The sequence below is a fragment of the Winogradskyella endarachnes genome (genome assembly GCF_009741275.1).
In the GTDB taxonomy this organism is placed as follows: Bacteria; Bacteroidota; Bacteroidia; order Flavobacteriales; family Flavobacteriaceae; genus Winogradskyella; species Winogradskyella endarachnes.
The window spans coordinates 64,947-83,686 of record NZ_WOWS01000007.1; the positions used below are offsets into that span (position 1 = coordinate 64,947).

The 18,740-nt window shown below is 31.0% G+C and carries 24 protein-coding genes and 1 other RNA gene; 16 read left to right on the plus strand and 9 right to left on the minus strand.

The genetic code is table 11. From position 1 onward, the window contains the following. Positions 1-94 precede the first annotated feature (94 nt). On the plus strand, positions 95-913 hold the full coding sequence (kdsA, locus tag GN138_RS14510; RefSeq protein ID WP_157364720.1) for a 3-deoxy-8-phosphooctulonate synthase: 819 nt from the start codon (positions 95-97) through the stop codon (positions 911-913). Between the two features lie 54 nt (positions 914-967). Then, positions 968-1,825, plus strand: coding sequence for a hypothetical protein (locus tag GN138_RS14515; RefSeq protein WP_157364721.1), 858 nt, complete (start codon positions 968-970; stop codon positions 1,823-1,825). Between the two features lie 3 nt (positions 1,826-1,828). On the opposite strand, the gene GN138_RS14520 is transcribed toward GN138_RS14515, so the two are convergent. From GN138_RS14520 to GN138_RS14530, 3 genes are all read right to left on the minus strand, one after another. Continuing rightward, on the minus strand, positions 1,829-2,197 hold the full coding sequence (locus GN138_RS14520) for a DUF1801 domain-containing protein (RefSeq protein WP_157364722.1): 369 nt from the start codon (positions 2,195-2,197) through the stop codon (positions 1,829-1,831). Between the two features lie 81 nt (positions 2,198-2,278). Beyond that, positions 2,279-4,825 (minus strand): adenosylcobalamin-dependent ribonucleoside-diphosphate reductase, encoded by a 2,547-nt coding sequence (locus GN138_RS14525; protein WP_157364723.1) that lies wholly within the window; start codon positions 4,823-4,825, stop codon positions 2,279-2,281. Between the two features lie 113 nt (positions 4,826-4,938). Continuing rightward, positions 4,939-5,292 carry a hypothetical protein gene (locus GN138_RS14530; protein ID WP_157364724.1) on the minus strand — a complete coding sequence of 118 codons (354 nt, stop codon included), beginning with the start codon at positions 5,290-5,292 and terminating at the stop codon, positions 4,939-4,941. A 109-nt stretch (positions 5,293-5,401) separates the two neighbouring features. Between GN138_RS14530 and GN138_RS14535 the strand changes: the two genes are divergently transcribed. The 11 genes from GN138_RS14535 (at position 5,402) to GN138_RS14585 (ending at position 12,217) form a co-directional block, all read left to right on the plus strand. Next, positions 5,402-6,013, plus strand: a complete 612-nt coding sequence (locus tag GN138_RS14535; RefSeq protein ID WP_157364725.1) for a hypothetical protein — start codon at positions 5,402-5,404, stop codon at positions 6,011-6,013. A 7-nt stretch (positions 6,014-6,020) separates the two neighbouring features. After that, entirely contained in the window at positions 6,021-6,389 is a 369-nt protein-coding gene (locus GN138_RS14540) for a hypothetical protein (protein ID WP_157364726.1), read from the plus strand. 32 nt (positions 6,390-6,421) lie between these two features. Continuing rightward, complete coding sequence (locus GN138_RS14545; RefSeq protein ID WP_157364727.1) at positions 6,422-6,715, plus strand: winged helix-turn-helix domain-containing protein; 294 nt, start codon at positions 6,422-6,424, stop codon at positions 6,713-6,715. Between the two features lie 15 nt (positions 6,716-6,730). Further along, positions 6,731-7,495, plus strand: a complete 765-nt coding sequence (locus GN138_RS14550) for an oxygenase MpaB family protein (protein WP_157364728.1) — start codon at positions 6,731-6,733, stop codon at positions 7,493-7,495. Positions 7,496-7,586: 91 nt separating this feature from the next. Further along, on the plus strand, positions 7,587-8,981 hold the full coding sequence (locus GN138_RS14555) for a DUF4153 domain-containing protein (RefSeq protein WP_157364729.1): 1,395 nt from the start codon (positions 7,587-7,589) through the stop codon (positions 8,979-8,981). 1 nt (position 8,982) lies between these two features. Continuing rightward, a complete protein-coding gene (locus tag GN138_RS14560) occupies positions 8,983-9,303 on the plus strand; it encodes a hypothetical protein (RefSeq protein WP_157364730.1) in 321 nt (106 codons plus the stop codon). Next, on the plus strand, positions 9,300-9,818 hold the full coding sequence (locus GN138_RS14565) for a Coq4 family protein (RefSeq protein ID WP_157364731.1): 519 nt from the start codon (positions 9,300-9,302) through the stop codon (positions 9,816-9,818). Before GN138_RS14560 ends, GN138_RS14565 begins: the two co-directional genes overlap by 4 nt. Continuing rightward, positions 9,815-10,429, plus strand: coding sequence for a SanA/YdcF family protein (locus tag GN138_RS14570; protein WP_157364732.1), 615 nt, complete (start codon positions 9,815-9,817; stop codon positions 10,427-10,429). Before GN138_RS14565 ends, GN138_RS14570 begins: the two co-directional genes overlap by 4 nt. 14 nt (positions 10,430-10,443) lie before the next feature. After that, entirely contained in the window at positions 10,444-10,842 is a 399-nt protein-coding gene (locus GN138_RS14575; RefSeq protein WP_157364733.1) for a ribosomal maturation YjgA family protein, read from the plus strand. Beyond that, the gene (locus tag GN138_RS14580) at positions 10,839-11,504 is read left to right on the plus strand and encodes a DUF1361 domain-containing protein (protein ID WP_157364734.1); all 666 of its coding nucleotides are present in this window, start codon (positions 10,839-10,841) and stop codon (positions 11,502-11,504) included. The genes GN138_RS14575 and GN138_RS14580 overlap by 4 nt, the downstream gene beginning before the upstream one ends. A gap of 11 nt (positions 11,505-11,515) precedes the next feature. Next, complete coding sequence (locus GN138_RS14585; protein WP_157364735.1) at positions 11,516-12,217, plus strand: hypothetical protein; 702 nt, start codon at positions 11,516-11,518, stop codon at positions 12,215-12,217. Positions 12,218-12,220: 3 nt separating this feature from the next. Here GN138_RS14585 and GN138_RS14590 read toward each other — a convergent pair whose 3' ends face one another. Continuing rightward, positions 12,221-13,015 carry an SDR family NAD(P)-dependent oxidoreductase gene (locus tag GN138_RS14590; RefSeq protein ID WP_197429359.1) on the minus strand — a complete coding sequence of 265 codons (795 nt, stop codon included), beginning with the start codon at positions 13,013-13,015 and terminating at the stop codon, positions 12,221-12,223. A gap of 289 nt (positions 13,016-13,304) precedes the next feature. Between GN138_RS14590 and GN138_RS14595 the strand changes: the two genes are divergently transcribed. After that, entirely contained in the window at positions 13,305-13,781 is a 477-nt protein-coding gene (locus GN138_RS14595) for a hypothetical protein (RefSeq protein WP_157364737.1), read from the plus strand. Positions 13,782-13,944: 163 nt separating this feature from the next. On the opposite strand, the gene GN138_RS14600 is transcribed toward GN138_RS14595, so the two are convergent. Next, positions 13,945-15,147: an NAD(P)-dependent oxidoreductase gene (locus GN138_RS14600; protein ID WP_157364738.1), complete on the minus strand. Its 1,203-nt coding sequence runs from the start codon at positions 15,145-15,147 to the stop codon at positions 13,945-13,947. 131 nt (positions 15,148-15,278) lie between these two features. Here GN138_RS14600 and ssrA point away from each other — a divergent pair. Together ssrA and GN138_RS14610 are read left to right on the plus strand one after the other, a co-directional pair. After that, positions 15,279-15,675, plus strand: a transfer-messenger RNA (tmRNA) gene (gene ssrA, locus GN138_RS14605). Positions 15,676-15,822: 147 nt separating this feature from the next. Next, entirely contained in the window at positions 15,823-16,077 is a 255-nt protein-coding gene (locus tag GN138_RS14610) for a GIY-YIG nuclease family protein (protein WP_157364739.1), read from the plus strand. Positions 16,078-16,118: 41 nt separating this feature from the next. Here the strand turns inward: GN138_RS14610 and GN138_RS14615 are convergent, their stop codons facing one another. From GN138_RS14615 to GN138_RS14630, 4 genes are all read right to left on the minus strand, one after another. Next, a complete protein-coding gene (locus GN138_RS14615) occupies positions 16,119-16,583 on the minus strand; it encodes a pyridoxamine 5'-phosphate oxidase family protein (RefSeq protein ID WP_157364740.1) in 465 nt (154 codons plus the stop codon). Positions 16,584-16,688: 105 nt separating this feature from the next. Then, positions 16,689-16,985 (minus strand): chaperone modulator CbpM, encoded by a 297-nt coding sequence (locus GN138_RS14620; RefSeq protein WP_157364741.1) that lies wholly within the window; start codon positions 16,983-16,985, stop codon positions 16,689-16,691. 1 nt (position 16,986) lies between these two features. Beyond that, the gene (locus GN138_RS14625; RefSeq protein ID WP_157364742.1) at positions 16,987-17,871 is read right to left on the minus strand and encodes a DnaJ C-terminal domain-containing protein; all 885 of its coding nucleotides are present in this window, start codon (positions 17,869-17,871) and stop codon (positions 16,987-16,989) included. A 322-nt stretch (positions 17,872-18,193) separates the two neighbouring features. Further along, the gene (locus GN138_RS14630) at positions 18,194-18,661 is read right to left on the minus strand and encodes a hypothetical protein (RefSeq protein WP_157364743.1); all 468 of its coding nucleotides are present in this window, start codon (positions 18,659-18,661) and stop codon (positions 18,194-18,196) included. Positions 18,662-18,740 lie beyond the last annotated feature (79 nt).

Here is an 18,740-nt window from a genome sequence, read left to right on the forward strand (position 1 = left end):
CGAATAGTTCATTGCATAAATGTTGTTTCTATTAAGGTTTAAAAGTTATAGTTAAATAGTATATTTGCACACTAATTATTGCCTTTAAATTGATATGGATTTAAAACTTATTCCTAAATTAAAACATACAGATTCTAAAAACTTCTTTTTACTATGTGGACCATGCGCTATAGAAGGCGAAGACATGGCCTTACGTATTGCAGAAAACGTAATTAAGATAACCGACAAATTAGAAATTCCCTACATTTTTAAAGGCAGTTTTAAAAAAGCCAACAGAAGTAGAATTGATAGTTTTACAGGTATTGGTAACGAAAAAGCACTAAAAATTCTTAAAAAAGTTTCTAAAACATTTGATGTTCCAACGGTTACTGATATCCATGAAGCATCTGATGCCGTAATGGCTGCAGAATATGTAGATGTATTACAAATTCCTGCATTTTTAGTTCGCCAAACAGATTTAGTAGTTGCTGCAGCCAAAACAGGTAAAGTAGTCAACTTAAAAAAAGGACAATTTATGAGTCCCGAAGCCATGAAACACGCTGTACAAAAAGTAAAGGATGTTGGTAATGAACAAGCTTGGATTACAGACAGAGGAACTATGTTTGGTTACCAAGATATGATTGTAGATTTTAGAGGTATACCAACCATGCGTAAATTTGCACCTACTGTTTTAGATGTAACACACTCTTTACAACAACCTAACCAAAGTATCGGTGTAACTGGCGGACGACCAGATATGATTGAAACCATAGCCAGAGCAGGTGTTGTTAATAATGTAGATGGTTTATTTATTGAAACTCATTTTGATCCTGCTAACGCAAAGAGTGACGGTGCCAACATGTTGCATTTAGATAATTTAGAAGGACTGTTGAGCAATTTGATTGCTATACGCAAAACAATTAATTTGTTATAAAAACTCTTATCATTCATTTATTCACTAACATCAACTACTTTTTAGTGTTGAATTATGACACATTTATTTAAAATCACCTTAATTATTGCGTTCTCAATTTCGTTTTTATTTGTAAATGCACAAAATTCAGAACCTACAAAGTATACAGCTAATAACAAAGGAAAATTCTTTATAAGTTGGGGTGGAAATAGAGGTTCCTATTCAAAATCAGATATACGATTTAAAGGCGATGATTACGATTTTACAATAGAAGACGCTACAGCAAAAGACAAACCAAAAGGTTGGCATATAGATTATATAAATCCGGCAAATATGACCATTCCTCAAACCAATTTTAAAATTGGTTATTTTATTTCGGATCATTATACAATTTCATTAGGTGTTGATCATATGAAATATGTAATGAATAGAGATCGATATAGAACTGTAAACGGTTATATAGATTTACCAGATGACGAAGCAGGAAGCGTTTTTAATGGAACTTTTAATAACGAAATACTCTTAGTTTCATCAGAATTATTAAAATTTGAGCATACAGACGGCCTTAACTATGTGCATACAGAAATTGCGAGATATGATGATATTTCGTCTTTGTTCGGCATAACAAACACAGATGCTTTTCAAATTAATATTACTGAAGGTTTGGGTGCTGGTATGCTGTACCCAAAGACAAACACCACACTACTGCTTAAGGAACGTTATGACGATTTTCATATTTCAGGTTATGGTTTATCCGCAAGAATAGGTTTAAACTTTACGTTTTTCAAATACTTTTTCATTCAACTCGATGCCAAAGGCGGCTATATTGACATGAATAATATTAGAACAACAAGAAGTAGCTCTGATCATGCGGAACAAAATTTTTATTTCTTTGAACGTATTTTTGCTCTAGGTGGTATTTTTAGATTGTAAACATTAGTTCTTTTTATAAAAGCCTTTTTCCTTAATGGCTTCAACTTCTTTTAAAATTGAAATTAAAATAGAATCGTCTATATCTACTAGCGATTTATAACGTAGTGATTTTACTACTTTTCGTTTTTCGGTTACCAAATAAGTATCCCATTCTTTAGATAATTGGGCAGAGTGCCAAAAACCAACATCTACATAATCTTTACTTTGATTAATATAGCATATTGGACGCTTATCAATGTAATAGCAAGGCAAGCGCCATTTGTATAACAATACAGCTTCTGGCAAGGTATGAGCTATTAATACTTGCAAATGCAAACAAATAGCTTTGTAAGGTTCTGGTTGTTTTAAGATGTATTCTTCAGCTGGATTCAAATTATAATGTAATAATTATCATTTATACAAGATACACCAAATCTAGCTACAACAATTAAAAATTAATATTAAATAATTATATCATCCACACTTAGAATACCCACAACTTTTACATTTTAAACAGCCTTCTTCAAAAATTAAACCTTCTGGGTCATTACAGCTTGGGCATTTTTTATCTACAGCTTCTGCGCCTTCTGGCACAAAACGTTTTAAGGCTCTCGCCACACCATTTTTCCAAGTATTAATATGGTCGTCGTATAAATTTAAATTCTGAATTAAATCTACTACATAAGGCATTGGCATGCCGTGACGTAACACACCAGAAATAAGCTTGGCGTAATTCCAAAATTCCTTATTAAACGAGCGCGACAAACCTTCAATAGTAATTTTGTAACCTTCGTTATCTATATACTGAAAATCGTAACGAGAGGATTCGTCTTCATTTCTACCTTTTAAAACCCAACCTTTTACAACCCATTGTGGTAAATTAAACGCATCCTTCATTTCACCTGTAAAAATTTCATAAGGTCGTCCGTCTACAAATCCTATAACGGCCAACCATTTTTCAGACTCATTATGAAAACGCACTACTTCTGCTTCAATTTTATCTGGTCGTTTAGCTACTAGAGTTTCATTAGAATTTTTAGTTTCTTTTTCTGATTTCTCATCTGTTGAAACTAAAATTCCACTGCGAGAACCATCTCTATAAACCGTAATACCTTTTAGTCCTTTTTGCCAAGAATCTATATAAATATCGCCTACCAAATCTACAGTAACTTCAGCTGCTAAATTTATGGTTGAACTAATAGAATGAGTGGTATATTTTTGAACTAAGGCCTGCATTTCAACGCGTTTTTTCCAGTCTATTTCTGGAGCGGTTGCACCTGCATAAGGACTATCAATAATTTCAGTATTACCAGTTGTGTTCATCCAAGTTTCAAACTTTTTATGATACACAGTAAATTCTTCAAAACCATCTCCTAAATCATCAATAAAATCTACTTTAGAGTTTTCATCATTTGTATTTACTTTTCGTCGTCTTATGTAAGACAATAAAAACACAGGTTCTATACCAGAAGAGACTTGCGCCAACATACTTAATGAACCTGTTGGTGCAACCGTACTAATTGATATATTTCTGCGACCATGCTGCATCATTCTTGTATAAGTATCTGGAAATTCTTCTGCCAACATTTGTACAAATTCTGAGGTATCTTCTATATTTCTATTAAACACTTCAAACTGACCTCTTGTAATGGCCATATCTATACTACTATCAAATTCGGCCGTCATTTTGGTTTTCATTACCTCATCAACAACGGTTAAAGCTTGTTCTGTGTCAAATTTAATTCCTAAAGCTGCAATAGTATCTGCAAGTGCTGTAAATCCTAAACCTGTTCGTCTTCCTTTTTTACCAGTTTCCTTTAATAATTCCCAAGTTTCTTTTTCTGTTCGCTTAATAGTATCTGGCTCAGGATCTTGATTAATTTTATTTAAAATTCGTTCTACAGCCTCTAATTCTAAATCTACTAAATCATCCATAAGGCGTTGAGTTTCGTATACCACTTCATAGAATTTCTTAAAATTAAATTTCGCTTTTTTAGTAAATGGAGCTTCAACAAAACTGAACAAATTCACCGCAATTAGCCTGCAACTGTCTCCACCTTGCATGGCTATTTCAGAACATGGATTGGTAGAACTATTTTTAAACTCAGGATACACAGAAGATGTAGAATAGTGATGTTGTCTATCCCAAAAAATCAAACCTGGTTCTGCCGTATTATGTGCACAGGTAATAATTTTATCCCAAAGATCTTTAGCATCAATTTCCTTAGTGTATTTTGGAGTTTTACTTTCTATAGGCCATTGTAGAGTAAACTTAGTATCATTAACTACTGCTTGCATAAATTCATCTGACAAACGTATAGAAATATTGGCACCTGTAATCTTGGTTAAGTCTTGTTTTATAGTAATAAAGTCTTCTATATCTGGATGTTTTACATCCATAGTTAACATTAGTGCGCCACGTCTTCCATTCTGAGCAACTTCTCGGGTTGTATTAGAAAAACGATTCATAAAAGAAACCGCTCCTGTGGTAGAACCAGCAGCATTAGAAACCAAAGCATCTTTAGGCCTTAATTCTGATAAATCTACGCCTACACCACAGCGTCTTTTAAACAATTGTGCCAATTGCTCATCCGTATAACATACGCCTCCATATGAATCTAAAACCGATGGCACAACAATACAATTAGACAAGGAAGCAATAACATAATCATTTCCTAAACCAAACATTACACTGCCTTGTGGAATAACATATTTAAAATCTTTAAAGAGTTTGTAAATTTTATTTTGGTCTAATGGTTTTCTTTTTTTTCCGTAAGCTGATAAATTATCTTTAACCGTTTCTTTTAAGTTATATTTTTGCTCAACACGAGCAAATTGTTTTGCCATACGTAAATGCATGTCATCAGGAGATTTTTCTAAAAAATTACCATCTTTATCTTTTAAACAATACTTATTAATCCAAGTGGTAGCAGCAAGTTCATCATTATTAAAATAATGTAAAGACTTTTCTAAAACTTCATTGTAAGTATATGATTTTGAAGGCGAAACAATTTGACTCATATCGGAAATAGGTTTGAATAAAAATTAAGTGAAGTACAAAATTAATGCTCAACTCATCCCAGATTATGACAAAAGTCATACTTGTTAATAACTACAATGGATTGTTAATTGTTTTAAAAAATTCGTAAAATCCCAATTACAAGTAAGGCAATACCAATAATGGCTTTAAAAGGCATTAATGATGCTGAGATTTTTCTTAATGTTGCTTCTAAAGCCGGAACTTTACTAAAAACATGCGTTAATAAAAGAATACCACCTAAAATACTTACAATATTTAAAAGTAAACCACCTCTTATAGTAAGTATAGATAAAATAACAAGCGCACCACCAATTACGGTTTGAAAAGGCACCAATTTACTAGCTATATTATTAAAAAAATTGCTTTCACCATCCCATTTATCTAGTGTTGCAAGACCAAGTAAAATGCCACCAGAAATATTTGCTATTGTTAAGAGTAATCCAATCATTTCGTGTTAATTTTAATAGTTGTTAGATTATAAATTTAGCTAAAACTGAAAAATAAATTTGTTGAAACCATATATTTTATTTTACTTTGTATTTCAAAGTACTTTAAATATGAGCGATAAAGATTATCTAAAAGACATTAGTGAGATTAAAAATTTAATGAATAAATCGTCACGATTTATTTCTTTAAGTGGACTGTCTGGCGTTTTAGCTGGTATTTATGCTCTGATTGGAGCAGCGATTGCCTATTGGTTAGTAATGACGTACAGTAATGGTATTCTATACATATTTCACGGTTGGGTATTTTGGGCTTGCATGGCTGTTTTAATGATGATTGCAATAATGAGTGCTGTTACTGGTATAATTCTTACCACAAAAAAAGCTAAAAAAACAGGCGACAAAATGTGGGACAACTCCTCTAAACGCTTATTGTTAAATTTTCTCATTCCATTAGCCGTTGGTGGTATTTATTGCCTTATTATTTTAAGTCAAGGTACTTACGGACAAACAGGTGGTTTAATGCTTATTTTTTACGGTTTGGCTTTAGTTAGTGCTTCAAAATATAGTATAGGCGACATTCAATATTTGGGCTATATTCAGATTATATTAGGACTAATTGCTAGTTATTATCCTGGCTATGGATTTTGGCTTTGGGCAATAGGCTTTGGTCTAATGCATATTATTTATGGTACTTGGATGCATTTTAAATACGATACTAACTAGACTATAAATGACGTATTTAAAAAACATAATTGTTTACAGTTTAGCTTTAGTTCTGTTACTATCTTGTAGTTTCAATGAAGGAAACTTCACAGTTATAAACAAGAGTGATTTTAAAATTGACTCTTTGAGTATTCAACCAGATTCTAAGCATCAAATGTTTAGTTTAGATAAAAATGAATCTATTACAGTTAATACAAATATGAATTCCGTTGATATTGATGGAAGTTATATAATATCGTTTAAACGCGATAACAAAACAATGACAGAAAAACAATTTGGATACTATACAAACGGCTATCAAATTGAAGACATTATTAATATTACAGTTTTAAATGACACTATTTTGATTAATAGTAAATTTGACAAAACATATTAAAGACAGAAATTCCCGCAGTTGCAGGAAATACTATGAGTATAATTACTAACATAAATAAACTCTTTGACCATAGAATACGACTAGGCATAATGTCTGTACTTATGGTTAATGAATATGCCGATTTTAAAACGCTAAAAGAATTGTTAGGTGCAACAGATGGCAACTTGGCTAGCCATACCAAAGCATTAGAAAAAGCAGGGTATATTTTGGTTGAAAAACAATTTATTGGAAGAAAACCTAACACCAGATATAGTGCTACTAAACTGGGCAAATTAGAATTTAAAAAACATATTGAAGCGCTTGAAAAATTAATAAACAAGACTTAATTCTTAGAATTTTAGATGGAAAACTTTGTACATAACAACTCCATAGTCAGAGAAATCTGGGGAACTAGCGACACCATTCTTTTGGTATTTGCTGGTGCATCTGCTGAGTTTGCCACAAACAAAGCAGTCGATTGGCTCTACTTTACTGGCAAATTACCGTCTGACCCTTTGGGGCGATTATTTTCTACAGTTAATTACGCTAAAGCCATTGTGTTTTCAAAGAAAGATGATGCTATTAAAGCGATAAATCATATTACAGCAATTCATACTTCGGTAGAGAATAAACGAGGTGCAAAGATTCCGCAATGGGCTTATAAGGATGTTTTGTATATGCTGATTGATTATTCTATTCGTGCATATGAACTTTTAGAAAGAGAGCTTCAACTCGAAGAAAAACAAGATGTTTTAAACGTTTTTGGTAATGTTGGCGCTAGAATGGGAATTAAAAATCTACCACTAACCTACTCCGATTTTGAAATAGAAAGACAAAAACATTTAAACGAAAATTTAAAAAACGGAAACTATACTAAAGACCTATACAAGCAATACCGTAAACATTTAGGCTTATTTAGGTATCGCCTATTATTAGAATCGCAGAAATTACTATTACCGAATTCAGTAAGAACATTACTTCATTTGAGAAAAGTATCGCTATTAAAGCCATTAATTTCCGTTTATAAAATTTTTAGAAGCCTTAAACTCGATTGGATTTTAAAAGACATCATTTTGCCAACAGCCTATAAACAAGATATAAAACGATTAAATATTACAACCACATAAATTAACGAAACCTAATATTTCGACTACAATTAGTATGTCGCTTTTTTTTAATCATTCACTTTGAAAAACAAAGTACTTTAAATTATTAAACATGAAAAAATTAGCACTCTTTATCGCAGCCTTATTATTTAGCACATTCTTCTATGACCAATCCATAGGACTTAACTTATTTCTATTTAGTATTCTTACCGTTGTAATTCTGTTTATTAATAATCAAACGTATTTTAAAAACAGAAAAACCCAAATCTATTCGGCTGCGTATCTTATTACAGGTTTAACTATATTTTTTCATAGCTCTACACTATCTATAATTGCCAATGTGGTTTCATTTTTTACGTTAATTGGCCATCTTTCTGAAACTAAATCATCCATTTATATCAATTGGCTTAATGGATTATATACCACTATTGCTGGTTTCTTCCATAGAAATTTTGCCATATCTGAAACTAAATCCAATGAAGATGATATAGAGAAAAAAGAACCCATTGACTATTTACATTGGGCAAAAATTATATTGATTCCTGCTGTTATTCTCATCACTTTTATTGCGTTGTATAAAGAAGGTAATCCTGTTTTTAGTAATATTATTGAAAAGATAGATTTTAGCTTCGTTAATATTCAATGGTTATTAGTGGCTGGTTTGGGTTACTATTTATTTAATAATATCTATGCACCAATTGAAGTAGAACCTGCTACTGAATTAGACTTAAAAACGGAAAATAGTTTACAAAAAACATCTGCATTTTCTCTTCCTAAACTAAAACAAGAAAACCAACTTGGTGTTATTCTTATTTCATTATTAAATGCTTTAATTGTTTTATATCTCATCACTGATATTGCTTTTTTAACATCAGATATGGAAATAAGAGCTTCACTTTTTTCTGCGCAGGTGCATAGTGGTATTAACGCACTAATTGCATCTATTGTCATTGCTATTATGATTTTATTGTATGTCTTTAGAGGAAACCTCAACTTCTATGAGCAAAATAAAACTTTAAAACGCTTAGCCTACACTTGGATAATATTAAACATTCTACTTGTAATAAGCATCGCTTTTAAAAACAGTCAATACATCTACTACTTTGGCTTAACGTATAAAAGAATTGGCGTTTTAGTATATTTAATTTTGGCTACAATAGGTCTAGTAACTACACTTCTTAAAATAAGCTCCATTAAAAACAACTGGTATTTGTTTAGAGTAAATACACAAGCTGCATTTATAATTCTTGTCATGTCTAGTGCCATAAATTGGGATTACCACATTACCAATTACAACTTTAAGTATGCAAAATCTATGGATTTTAAATATCTCCTCAACCTTTCTAACAACAACACTTTTATATTAAATGAGCAACTAAACACTAAAGCGTTAGATGAAGATGATGTTGCTCAAATTAAATCTAAATATCACAAATATATCTATCAATTGAGAACCAACAATTGGCAAGAGTTACTATACGATAACTTTAAACTTAACAAAAAATAAAATGGGCGAATTAATAGCAATTGCCGTTTTATTTGGAGGCGGCATTACATTTATAGTTTTAAGACTTAGCATCGCTTTAATGTTTTGGTTTTCAGATAAACCTAACGATAAAAAACATGTATTTAGGAACCAGTTTCCATATTACATGATGGTTTTAAGTATCTTAATTATTACAATAATTATTGCTTTGGATTTCGCCTATTTTGCGATGTACTACTTTACAAGCGTCTATTTTATTGCGCTCTTCATATGGAATTTTAAACTAAAACATTGCAAACGAAAATATCATTCTGTTGAACCCTCTCATCCCAATTTACCATGAACAACCTATTGAAAATATTTAAACAAAAGCGGAAACAACTTATTATTTGGCTGTTTGAACATTCGCAACGCATCTATACCTCAATGTTTAAAAATCATCAACCTTGGCAAGTTTCTAAAGCCGACTTATTAAACTATCCTAGGTCTTCATTTGGAAGACATTTGGGCGATTTTTTAGATGAAAATAATTTTGAATTAATCCCAAAAGTTGAGCGACATGATTGTTACCATGTGCTTTGCGGATATAGCACAAAAGTAGAAGACGAAATTGCACTACAATGCCTCTGTTATGGCAACGGAAAACGCAGTCCATATTTGTATGGTGCCATAATTTTGGGTATTGCTATTCTTCCGGATTATTATAAATATTACTACAAATCTTTTAAAACAGGAAAGACTGCAAATGCTTTTCATCATTACGATTATCAAAAATTACTAAACGTTTCTATTTCAGATTTTAGAGCAGCCATTTTCTCAAAAAAAGAACTATTCCATCTTAATTTAAAGACAATATGAAAAAACTAAAACTATTAATTCTAGCAGGTATTTTAGTTACTATTAGTGTACTAGTAACCTTTCATTGGGTTGGTTACAAAGCCAAAGGACTGACTTATAATGATGTGGATAGAATTCCAAAAAACAAAGTAGGACTGGTACTTGGTGCAAGCCGTTTGGCACCAAGTGGTAACATTAATCTGTTTTACAAACACAGAGTTGATGCAGCTGTTGCGCTTTATAAAGCCGGAAAAATTGAATACATATTAGTCAGCGGAGACAATAGCCGTAAAGACTATGATGAACCTACGGATTTTAAAAACGATTTAATTGAAAAAGGCATTCCGGCAGAACGCATATTTTTAGATTATGCAGGATTTAGAACCTTAGACTCCATAGTAAGAGCCAAAGAAATATTTGGCCAAGATTCAATTACTATTATTTCTCAAAAATTTCATAATGAACGTGCTATTTACATTGCGCAGCATTATGGAATTGATGCCATTGCGTATAACGCAAAAGATGTGTTTAAACGACCAGCAAGAGAATATTTAGCGCGTGCAAAAGCAAGTTTAGATTTATTATTTAATGTAGAGCCAAAATTTTTAGGCGATAAAATAGCCATCAAATAACAAGACATTACATCATGAAAATTCAATTTAACAAATATTACTTAGGCCTAGCACACTTTCTTTTTCTAGTAGAATTAGCTATTGCCTTCACATTAAAAACTGGCTTTATTCGTCATACATTTGGCGATTATTTAGTCGTTATTTTATTATATGCAATTATTAGAGGATGCACTAACATGAGTGTTTGGGCCTCTAGTTTAGTGGTCCTCATAATTGCTTTTTTAATTGAATTCCTACAACTCACACCATTTTTAACCTACTTTAACTTACAAGATAGTTATACTGCGAAACTCATTTTTGGGAGTACGTTTCAGTATACAGACCTGGTAGCTTACACCTTAGGTATTATAACTGTTTTGGTGGTTGAGAAATCAATTAGGAGATATCATTCACTTCAAAATATGACATTATGAATATGATAAAAAACGTAATTCAAAATCAATTTAAAACCTTATCATTAATTAGTGTAGCCTTAGTATTTAGTGCCATGTCTTTATTGGTAAGAATTAAATTGAACAAATCTTTTTTCTACTTATTTTTAATTTGGAATGTCTTCCTAGCTATTATTCCTTATGCCATAACCATGTATCTCAGCGCCAAAAAGAATGTTAGTAAACTCACGCTTGGATTTGGCTTTTTGGTTTGGTTAGCCTTTTTACCAAACGCACCTTATATTATTACCGATTTAATTCATTTAAGAACTGCTAATAATACGTTTTTGTGGCTAGACATCATAGTGGTTTTATCATTTGCTTTAAGCGGTTTGTTCTTGTTTTACTTATCTGTGATTGATATGCAAAATCTTTTGACTTATAAATTTGAAAATCTTCCCATAAAAACCATAACCACAGCCATTCTATTTTTATGGGGATTTGGTGTTTACTTAGGTCGTTTTTTACGCTACAATTCTTGGGAAATTATAAGTGGTCCTCACATACTATTTAAGGATATTGTGAATATCATTATTGCACCTTTTCAACATTATGAAGCATGGCTCTTCACCACAGGTTTTGGAATGTTCTTAGTCGTAGGCTTTTGGATGTTTCAGAATTTAAATACCTTAGAAAACAATTAAAAAACAAAAACATGAAATCCATAATTTTAATATTCGCACTTGCCTTAACTTTATCTAATTGTGATGAAAGACGAACGAACAGAATTAATCATGATGCTACAATAGAAACAGAAGTAAAAAAAGATAGTTCTAAAATTGAAATAGCAGATTTACCTATTTTAATTGATAGTACAGACTATTTAATTCATCCAATTGGCCATATTACAGAATACAAGTCGAGATTTTCTAGTTATTCTGGTAAACGTGGTTACAACTCATTTTCGGTTTCAAATTATAATGATTTTTCAATTAAAGGAGAATTCAGCAATCTAAAATTTCAGCATATAAATTCTGAAAAACTAACACCTTTAACAGATAAAATAGCTGAAATAACCTCTGTAAGATTTCTTGAAACCATCAGAGAACAAACAGGATTTCAATATTTAATTTACACCATTAGAGATACGGACACCAACAAAGATTCAAAAATAAATTCTGAAGATATTGAAGCGCTTTACATCAGTACCATTGATGGTAAAAACTTAAAAAAACTAACGCCAGATTTGGCTAAGATTGCGTATTGGAAAGTTATACCAGAATTGAATAGATTATATTTTAAAAGTATTTCGGACACTAATAAAAACGGAGAATTTGACAAACACGACCACGTTAATTACCAATACATCAACTTAAATGATGACAACCTAAATGTAATAGAATATAAACCACTTTAAAAATTAAGAAGCTCTATTTTTATCTTGAATTTTACGCACAATTTTAGTTGTTCTGTTTCGTGTAAGTATTCTAGGCAACACAGATAAAAATTTATTGATAGCACCAGGAATTGCAACAACTTTACCTTTTTGCATAGCATTATAACCATACAATGCTACGTCTTTAGGGCAAGCCATATTAAAGGCTATTTTATTTTCTGCTGCGTTCTCAGACACAACACTTTGAAATGAAGTTTTAGTTGGGCCAGGACACAATGCCGTTACGGTAACACCTGTTCCTTTTAATTCATTTGAAATGGCTTCAGAAAATGATAAAATATAACCTTTTGATGCATAATACAACGCCATTAATGGGCCAGGTTGAAACGCTGCCAATGAAGAAAGATTAAGAATTTTACCAGAACCACGATTTACCATATCTGGTAATAATAATTTCAATAAATGTGTTGAAGTTAAAATATGAAGATTTAGCATTTTGGCTTCTCTTTCCCAATCTGTATCGCAAAATGTACCAAACAGACCAAAACCTGCATTATTTATTACTACATCAATTTCAATATTGCTAATTTCTTTATAAATTTCTTCTGCAATATTTACAACACTCAAATCTTTTACCATCAAGGTAATATTTGGTTGGTAGTCTTTTAAAATATTCTGTTTTGCTTCTTCTAGCTTTTCTGCATCAATATCAATTAAGATTAGATTATAGTTATCTTTAGCTAAAAGCAAAGCTAGTTCATATCCTAAACCAGAAGCTGCACCTGTTACTAAAGCTGTATTTTGATTATTATTTTTCATCTTAAACTGTCTAATATTAAATAAGACATTATGCCGCATTTATAATTTTTAATAATTTCAATTCATTAAAAACTAACTCAAAATTATAATAAAAAGGGAACTAACGAAGAAAACTCTTTGAAAACAAAATAAAAAAAACACAAGTATTAATATATCAATAATTTAAAACTCCATTAATTATTAATTTAACAATTAAACAACTTATTATTCTTAAAATCTCACCTCAAAAAAATAGATAATTAGTAAATCAATTTTTAAGTTTGAACTTAACCAAAAAAATCTTTTTAAAATGAAAAAATTATTTTATTCAATTTTATTCTTAGCCGTAATCTCGTCTACATTTCAATCTTGTAGTAGTGATGATGATAATGGAGGCTCTAGCTTAAATCTTAATGATGAAGTGTCTATTGACGGAACTATTTATTCTTTAGATGGAGGAGGCTATTTAGAATCATATGGTATTAATTCTGATGGTAGCTATGATTGGGATGTAACTCTTTTATCTACGTCTGGTATTTCTGTATATTTTGACCTTAACACCAACTCTGAAGACGGTTTAGTTGAAGGCACATACACTTATTCTGAAACAAGAACAGAATTTTCATATGTGTATACTGAATTTTATGGCGAAAGTATTGACTATTCTGCTTCCGAAGGTACAATAGTAGTTACTATTGATGGTGACACTGTAGGTTTTGTATTTAGCTTAACTGCAGAGGATGGTTCTGAAATTGAAGGTGAATGGTCTGGAGAATTAACACAATAAAAAAACTTATAATTCGTCCCTAATAACCAATACTGATTAAAATAGAATTAAAACAAATTATAAAGCTTAAACAATAGTTGTATTGTTAAGTTTTTTTGAATTGGTATGTTAAGACGAGACAATATTTCAATAAAGAGAGACTATTCCTTAGGATAGTCTCTTTTTATTTTTCATCTATATAATCCTGTAAATAACTAAAACGCTCCGTTAATTTACCATTTTCGGTAATTTTTGCACGTTTTAAAACCTCGTCTTTATCATTATTATAAAAAGCAGGTATCACATATTTTAAAAATGTTTCTCCAAAGCCTTCACTAGCATCTTTTGGTAATTCGCATGGCAAATTATCTACTGCCATTACTGTAATTGCATCTTCTGCATTAAAAACCACTTCTTTTTCAGTTTTTGCATCATAACCATAAAATGGGTCTGCAATTGTAGATGGTCTTATAGTACTTGCCACAGGACCATCAATATCACAGGAAATATCTGCGACCAAATTAATTCTAAAATCGGGATGTTTAGCATCTTCTCTTGTAAACAAATACGGTGCATTATTTCCGTAAAAATGACCTGCTATAAAATAATCTGTTTCTTTAGCATAAGCCATAAAATTACTTTCATAACCTGTTGGGTCTTTATAAAATTTTAATCGGTCGCCTACTTTACCATCTTTTCGTTTGGCATATTCCATAACATCTGCCATAACATAAACGGGCTCTGTAAACTGACTTGTTAAGTATAACGCATCACTAATCTGTTTAATGCCCAAATGGTCTAAAATTTCTTTTGCACCATAGGCTACCTTCCCTGTTCCTGTTAATAAAATTTTGATATTTGGTATTGTAATTTTATCTAATTCAGCTTTTACTTCATCTAAATCGGCTAGAGTTTCAACTTTAGGTAAAGTAAACAAATTATCTCTTAAACCTAATGCTCTAAAACCATTATATGCACCAACCAAACCTGCATAACGACCAAAACCTATAAGTCTGGCATTATCTTCTTTTACAATGGTTTCGTGATCAAACATTTCTATGTTTTTTTCTAACATTGCAATTAAAAGCTTTCTGTTGTATGGTTGCTTTTTTATGGTATGAGAGAAATAAAAGTACTTTTTATTTGGAATTAAATTTTCAATTGGTACTTCCTTTACACCAATCATAACATCTGCATGGGAGACATCTTGTAAAACTTCGAAACCTAATTTTGCATAAGCCTCATCTGGAAAAATTCTGATATCCGAAGATTCTACAACAAAAGTTGCTTCTGGAAATTGAGCTCTAGCTTCTGCTAAATGTTGAGGTGAAAATACCACGCGCCTATCTGGCGGATTTTTACGTTCTTTAATAATGGCAAATGTCATGCTAAACTGTGTTTAATAAACTGACAAAAGGTGTCAATGTTTAATATGGAATAATTATTGTACGAATGTAAAAGGATTTATGAGGTTGCGCAACTTTTTTCGTAACTTCGCCGTCCATTTATTTAAAAATTGGGGTCGACTGGTTTTGACAGCGAGATTAATTAAATGGTAAGCACGTGGTGTAATGGCATTGAAACACCTTAAAGGCTAGACCAAATTTTAAACGGCGAGAATAACTACGCTTTAGCTGCATAATCTGAATTATAGTAAGATTTCGTGCTCATTTCTACAAGGTAGAAAGGCTAAATGTTCCCGAAAAGCCCTAGTCAGTGGCGTTTCTTTTAGGAGCATCGTAAAAATTGACTAAGATTAGGTAGCGCTTTGATGCCTTTTCGAGATTAAAAAGCTAAGCTTAAAGTGGGTTGTCTTTAACCAGCTTTAAGTCTAAAACCCAAGAAAAGAATAAACGTGTAGAAAGCCCTTTGGTTACTTGTTTGGACGAGAGTTCGATTCTCTCCGACTCCACCTTCGCCCTACGAAGCTTCGATTTTTTGAGAAGCGAAGTAGGGCTTTTTTTTATACTTAGGTCCTTCTCTAACTTAACTTTTAAATGGGCTTCGGTGGACATGTCCACAATTTAAAAATTAAAATCTCAGAAAAAAATATCTAAACCTCATGGATTTACCTTTTGCTGTCTATATCTTAAAATGTAGTGATGACACTTACTATACTGGTTTCACTACCAATATTAATAACAGATTAAATGCTCATAACAAAAAAGAAGTTCAGTATACTAAATATAGACTTCCTTTAGAATTGGTTCATTTATCCTTATTTTCTAACAAACAAAAAGCTTATGATTATGAGAGGTATTTAAAATCAGGTTCTGGAATTGCATTTAGAAATAAACGCTTAGTTTTAAATTCTTAATTATTAAAATTGAGAAAACTATTTTAAGAAAAGCATCACTCCTATTCGGCTAAATGAATACGCATTCTACCTGTTATTTCAAGGACTTTTATTTGAAAAACAATGGGTAATTTATCTGTTTCTATTTTACTAGAAAATTCACTAATAAAATCTAACTTTCTAAATTCTTTATTAATAATTAAGTCTTTAACACCTAAAGAGAACTGATGTAGTTTTGCTTTTGCAGCACTGCCAATTACTTCTTGGTAATTGCCATGAACTAATACAGATTTCCAATCGTTAACTGAGTCTATATCTGTTACACTTAACGAAACATTTGTGTTTTTTCTCATAGCATTAATTTTTTGTCCTTCTGCAGAGTAACCTATTATAACATTACTATCAATATCATAAAAATAAGTAATAGGCACAACGAAAGGTTTATCTCTATAGATATAAGATAAATTGCCTACATAATTTAGCATTAGTAGTGCAGTAGACTCTCTTTCATTTAATGCTCTAAACATGACGTTACTATTTAAGTGTTTCCTAAGTTAATTCATATTAAATAGATAAATAATGATAAAAATCAGTTAAAGGTATTTTTTTGAATAACGAAAAATATAATTGCTTTACTGTTCTTTATAAAAATTCAGTTTATTTTTAAGCGTCGTTATTTCAGACTGAAGATTTTCTACTTGTTTTAGTAAATTATAAATAGCATCAATACCTTCTAAATTAATATCTAAATCATAATGTAAACGCATCATTTTTTCTACATCATTGAGTTGATTAGTTTGCAAATAATTTTCGTTTTCTGAAATGGTAATTTCAACTAAGTCATACTCGTGCAAGGCATTAATAAACGTTTTTGGAACATTGTAATGTGTACAAAATTGCTGAATTGAGATGAGATGAGTTGTTTCCATGTTATCTTAATTTTGATAATTCTGTGAAGAGTTCTTTTTCTTTTTCTGTTAGTTGAGTTGGCATTTTTATATGGTATGTAACATACAAATCACCAAACTGACCCTCTTTTTTATACTTCGGAAATCCTTTTCCCTTTAGCTTAACTTTGGTTCCGTTTTGGGTTTCTGGTTTTACATTTAGTTTTACTTTACTATCAAAGGTTTTAACGGTAACTTCTCCTCCCAAAAGCGCTTTATACAAATCTAAATTTATAGTTGTATAAAGATTATCTCCATCTCTTTTAAAAGCAGTATCATTTAGTATTGAGAATTCTATATACAAATCTCCATTTGGTCCATTATTAACACCTTTACCTCCATGTCCTTTAATTTTTATAATCTGACCATTTTCTATTCCTGCTGGAATTGTGATTCGGATATTTTTATTGTTTACAGTAAGTGTTCGTTTATGCGTGGTATAAACATCTTTTAAATTGAGTTGTAATTGTGCATTAAAATCTTGGCCTTTAAATCTTACTTGTTGACCACGCGAATGTCCCGAACGCCCTCCAAACATAGAGCCAAAGAAATCTGAAAAATCTTCTTCAGAATAACCACCATATTGGCTACTTGTGCTTCGTTGGTATTGCTCTTGTTGCTTGGCTTTTTCGTATTCTTCTGCATGTTGCCAATGCTCACCATGGTCATCGTACTTTTTACGATTTTCGGGATTACTTAAGACTTCGTGGGCTTCATTAACTTCTTTAAATTTTTGTTCTGCCTCCTTATCATTTGGGTTAAGATCAGGATGGTATTTGCGTGCTAGTTTTCTATACGCTTTCTTAATTTCGGCCTCAGTTGCCGTTTTTGAGACATCCAAGGTTTTATAATAATCTATAAATGCCATTACTTTTTGTTATGCGTTTTTGTGTACTGTTTTAAAATTTGTTTAAGGCTTTGTAAATACTCTTCCATGATAGAAATATTAATATCTGGATGATTTTTTGAAGGAATCGTCATTGGGTTTTCCTCTAACGTTTCATAGAGTTCTGGGTAATTTACTTCAATACTTGTTGTTAACGTAATAATTTGATTTTCTATGTCTTGTAGCGTTTCATAGTTTTAATATTTAATTAATTACTATAGTAGAATTAACTATCTCTATATTTAATCTACTTGTTTCTACATTATATAATCTACTTAGAAGAATAAAGCCCATAAAATTAAAACTACTTACGGTCTCTTTTTGCCTTACTTGCTTTCAAAAAAATATTGCTTTTTACCTTTTTATTAAATTCTAAACTTAATTTAGCTAACAAAATAGTTTCAGATTTATTTTGGCCAGCACAAGCTGCTGTTATCTTAGTAACCGTTTTTAGAATTAAAGTTTTTATATCTTTTGTAAATAATAATATATTTTCATTTTTAAATTGTACAAATCTATTGTAGCAATTTTCTACAAATGATTTTGACGGAACCTCATTATAATTACACAGACTGCGAAACACTGAAAAAACAGCTTCTTCTGCATCATTTTTAGAAATATTAATCAACACCTTGTTGCTTAACCAATATTTCTTTACCAACAACTCTACCGCTTCTACTTCGGTTGGTTTAATATACTTATCTACAGCGACAAAAGCATAAAATAACCGACCCAAATTTTGGTAAAATAAATATGTCGTGTAACGCTTCATACTAAAAGTATTTACTTAAAAGTATAAAAATGAAACAATTTTAAAAATGATATAAATCAGCTATACTTTAAAATAAATT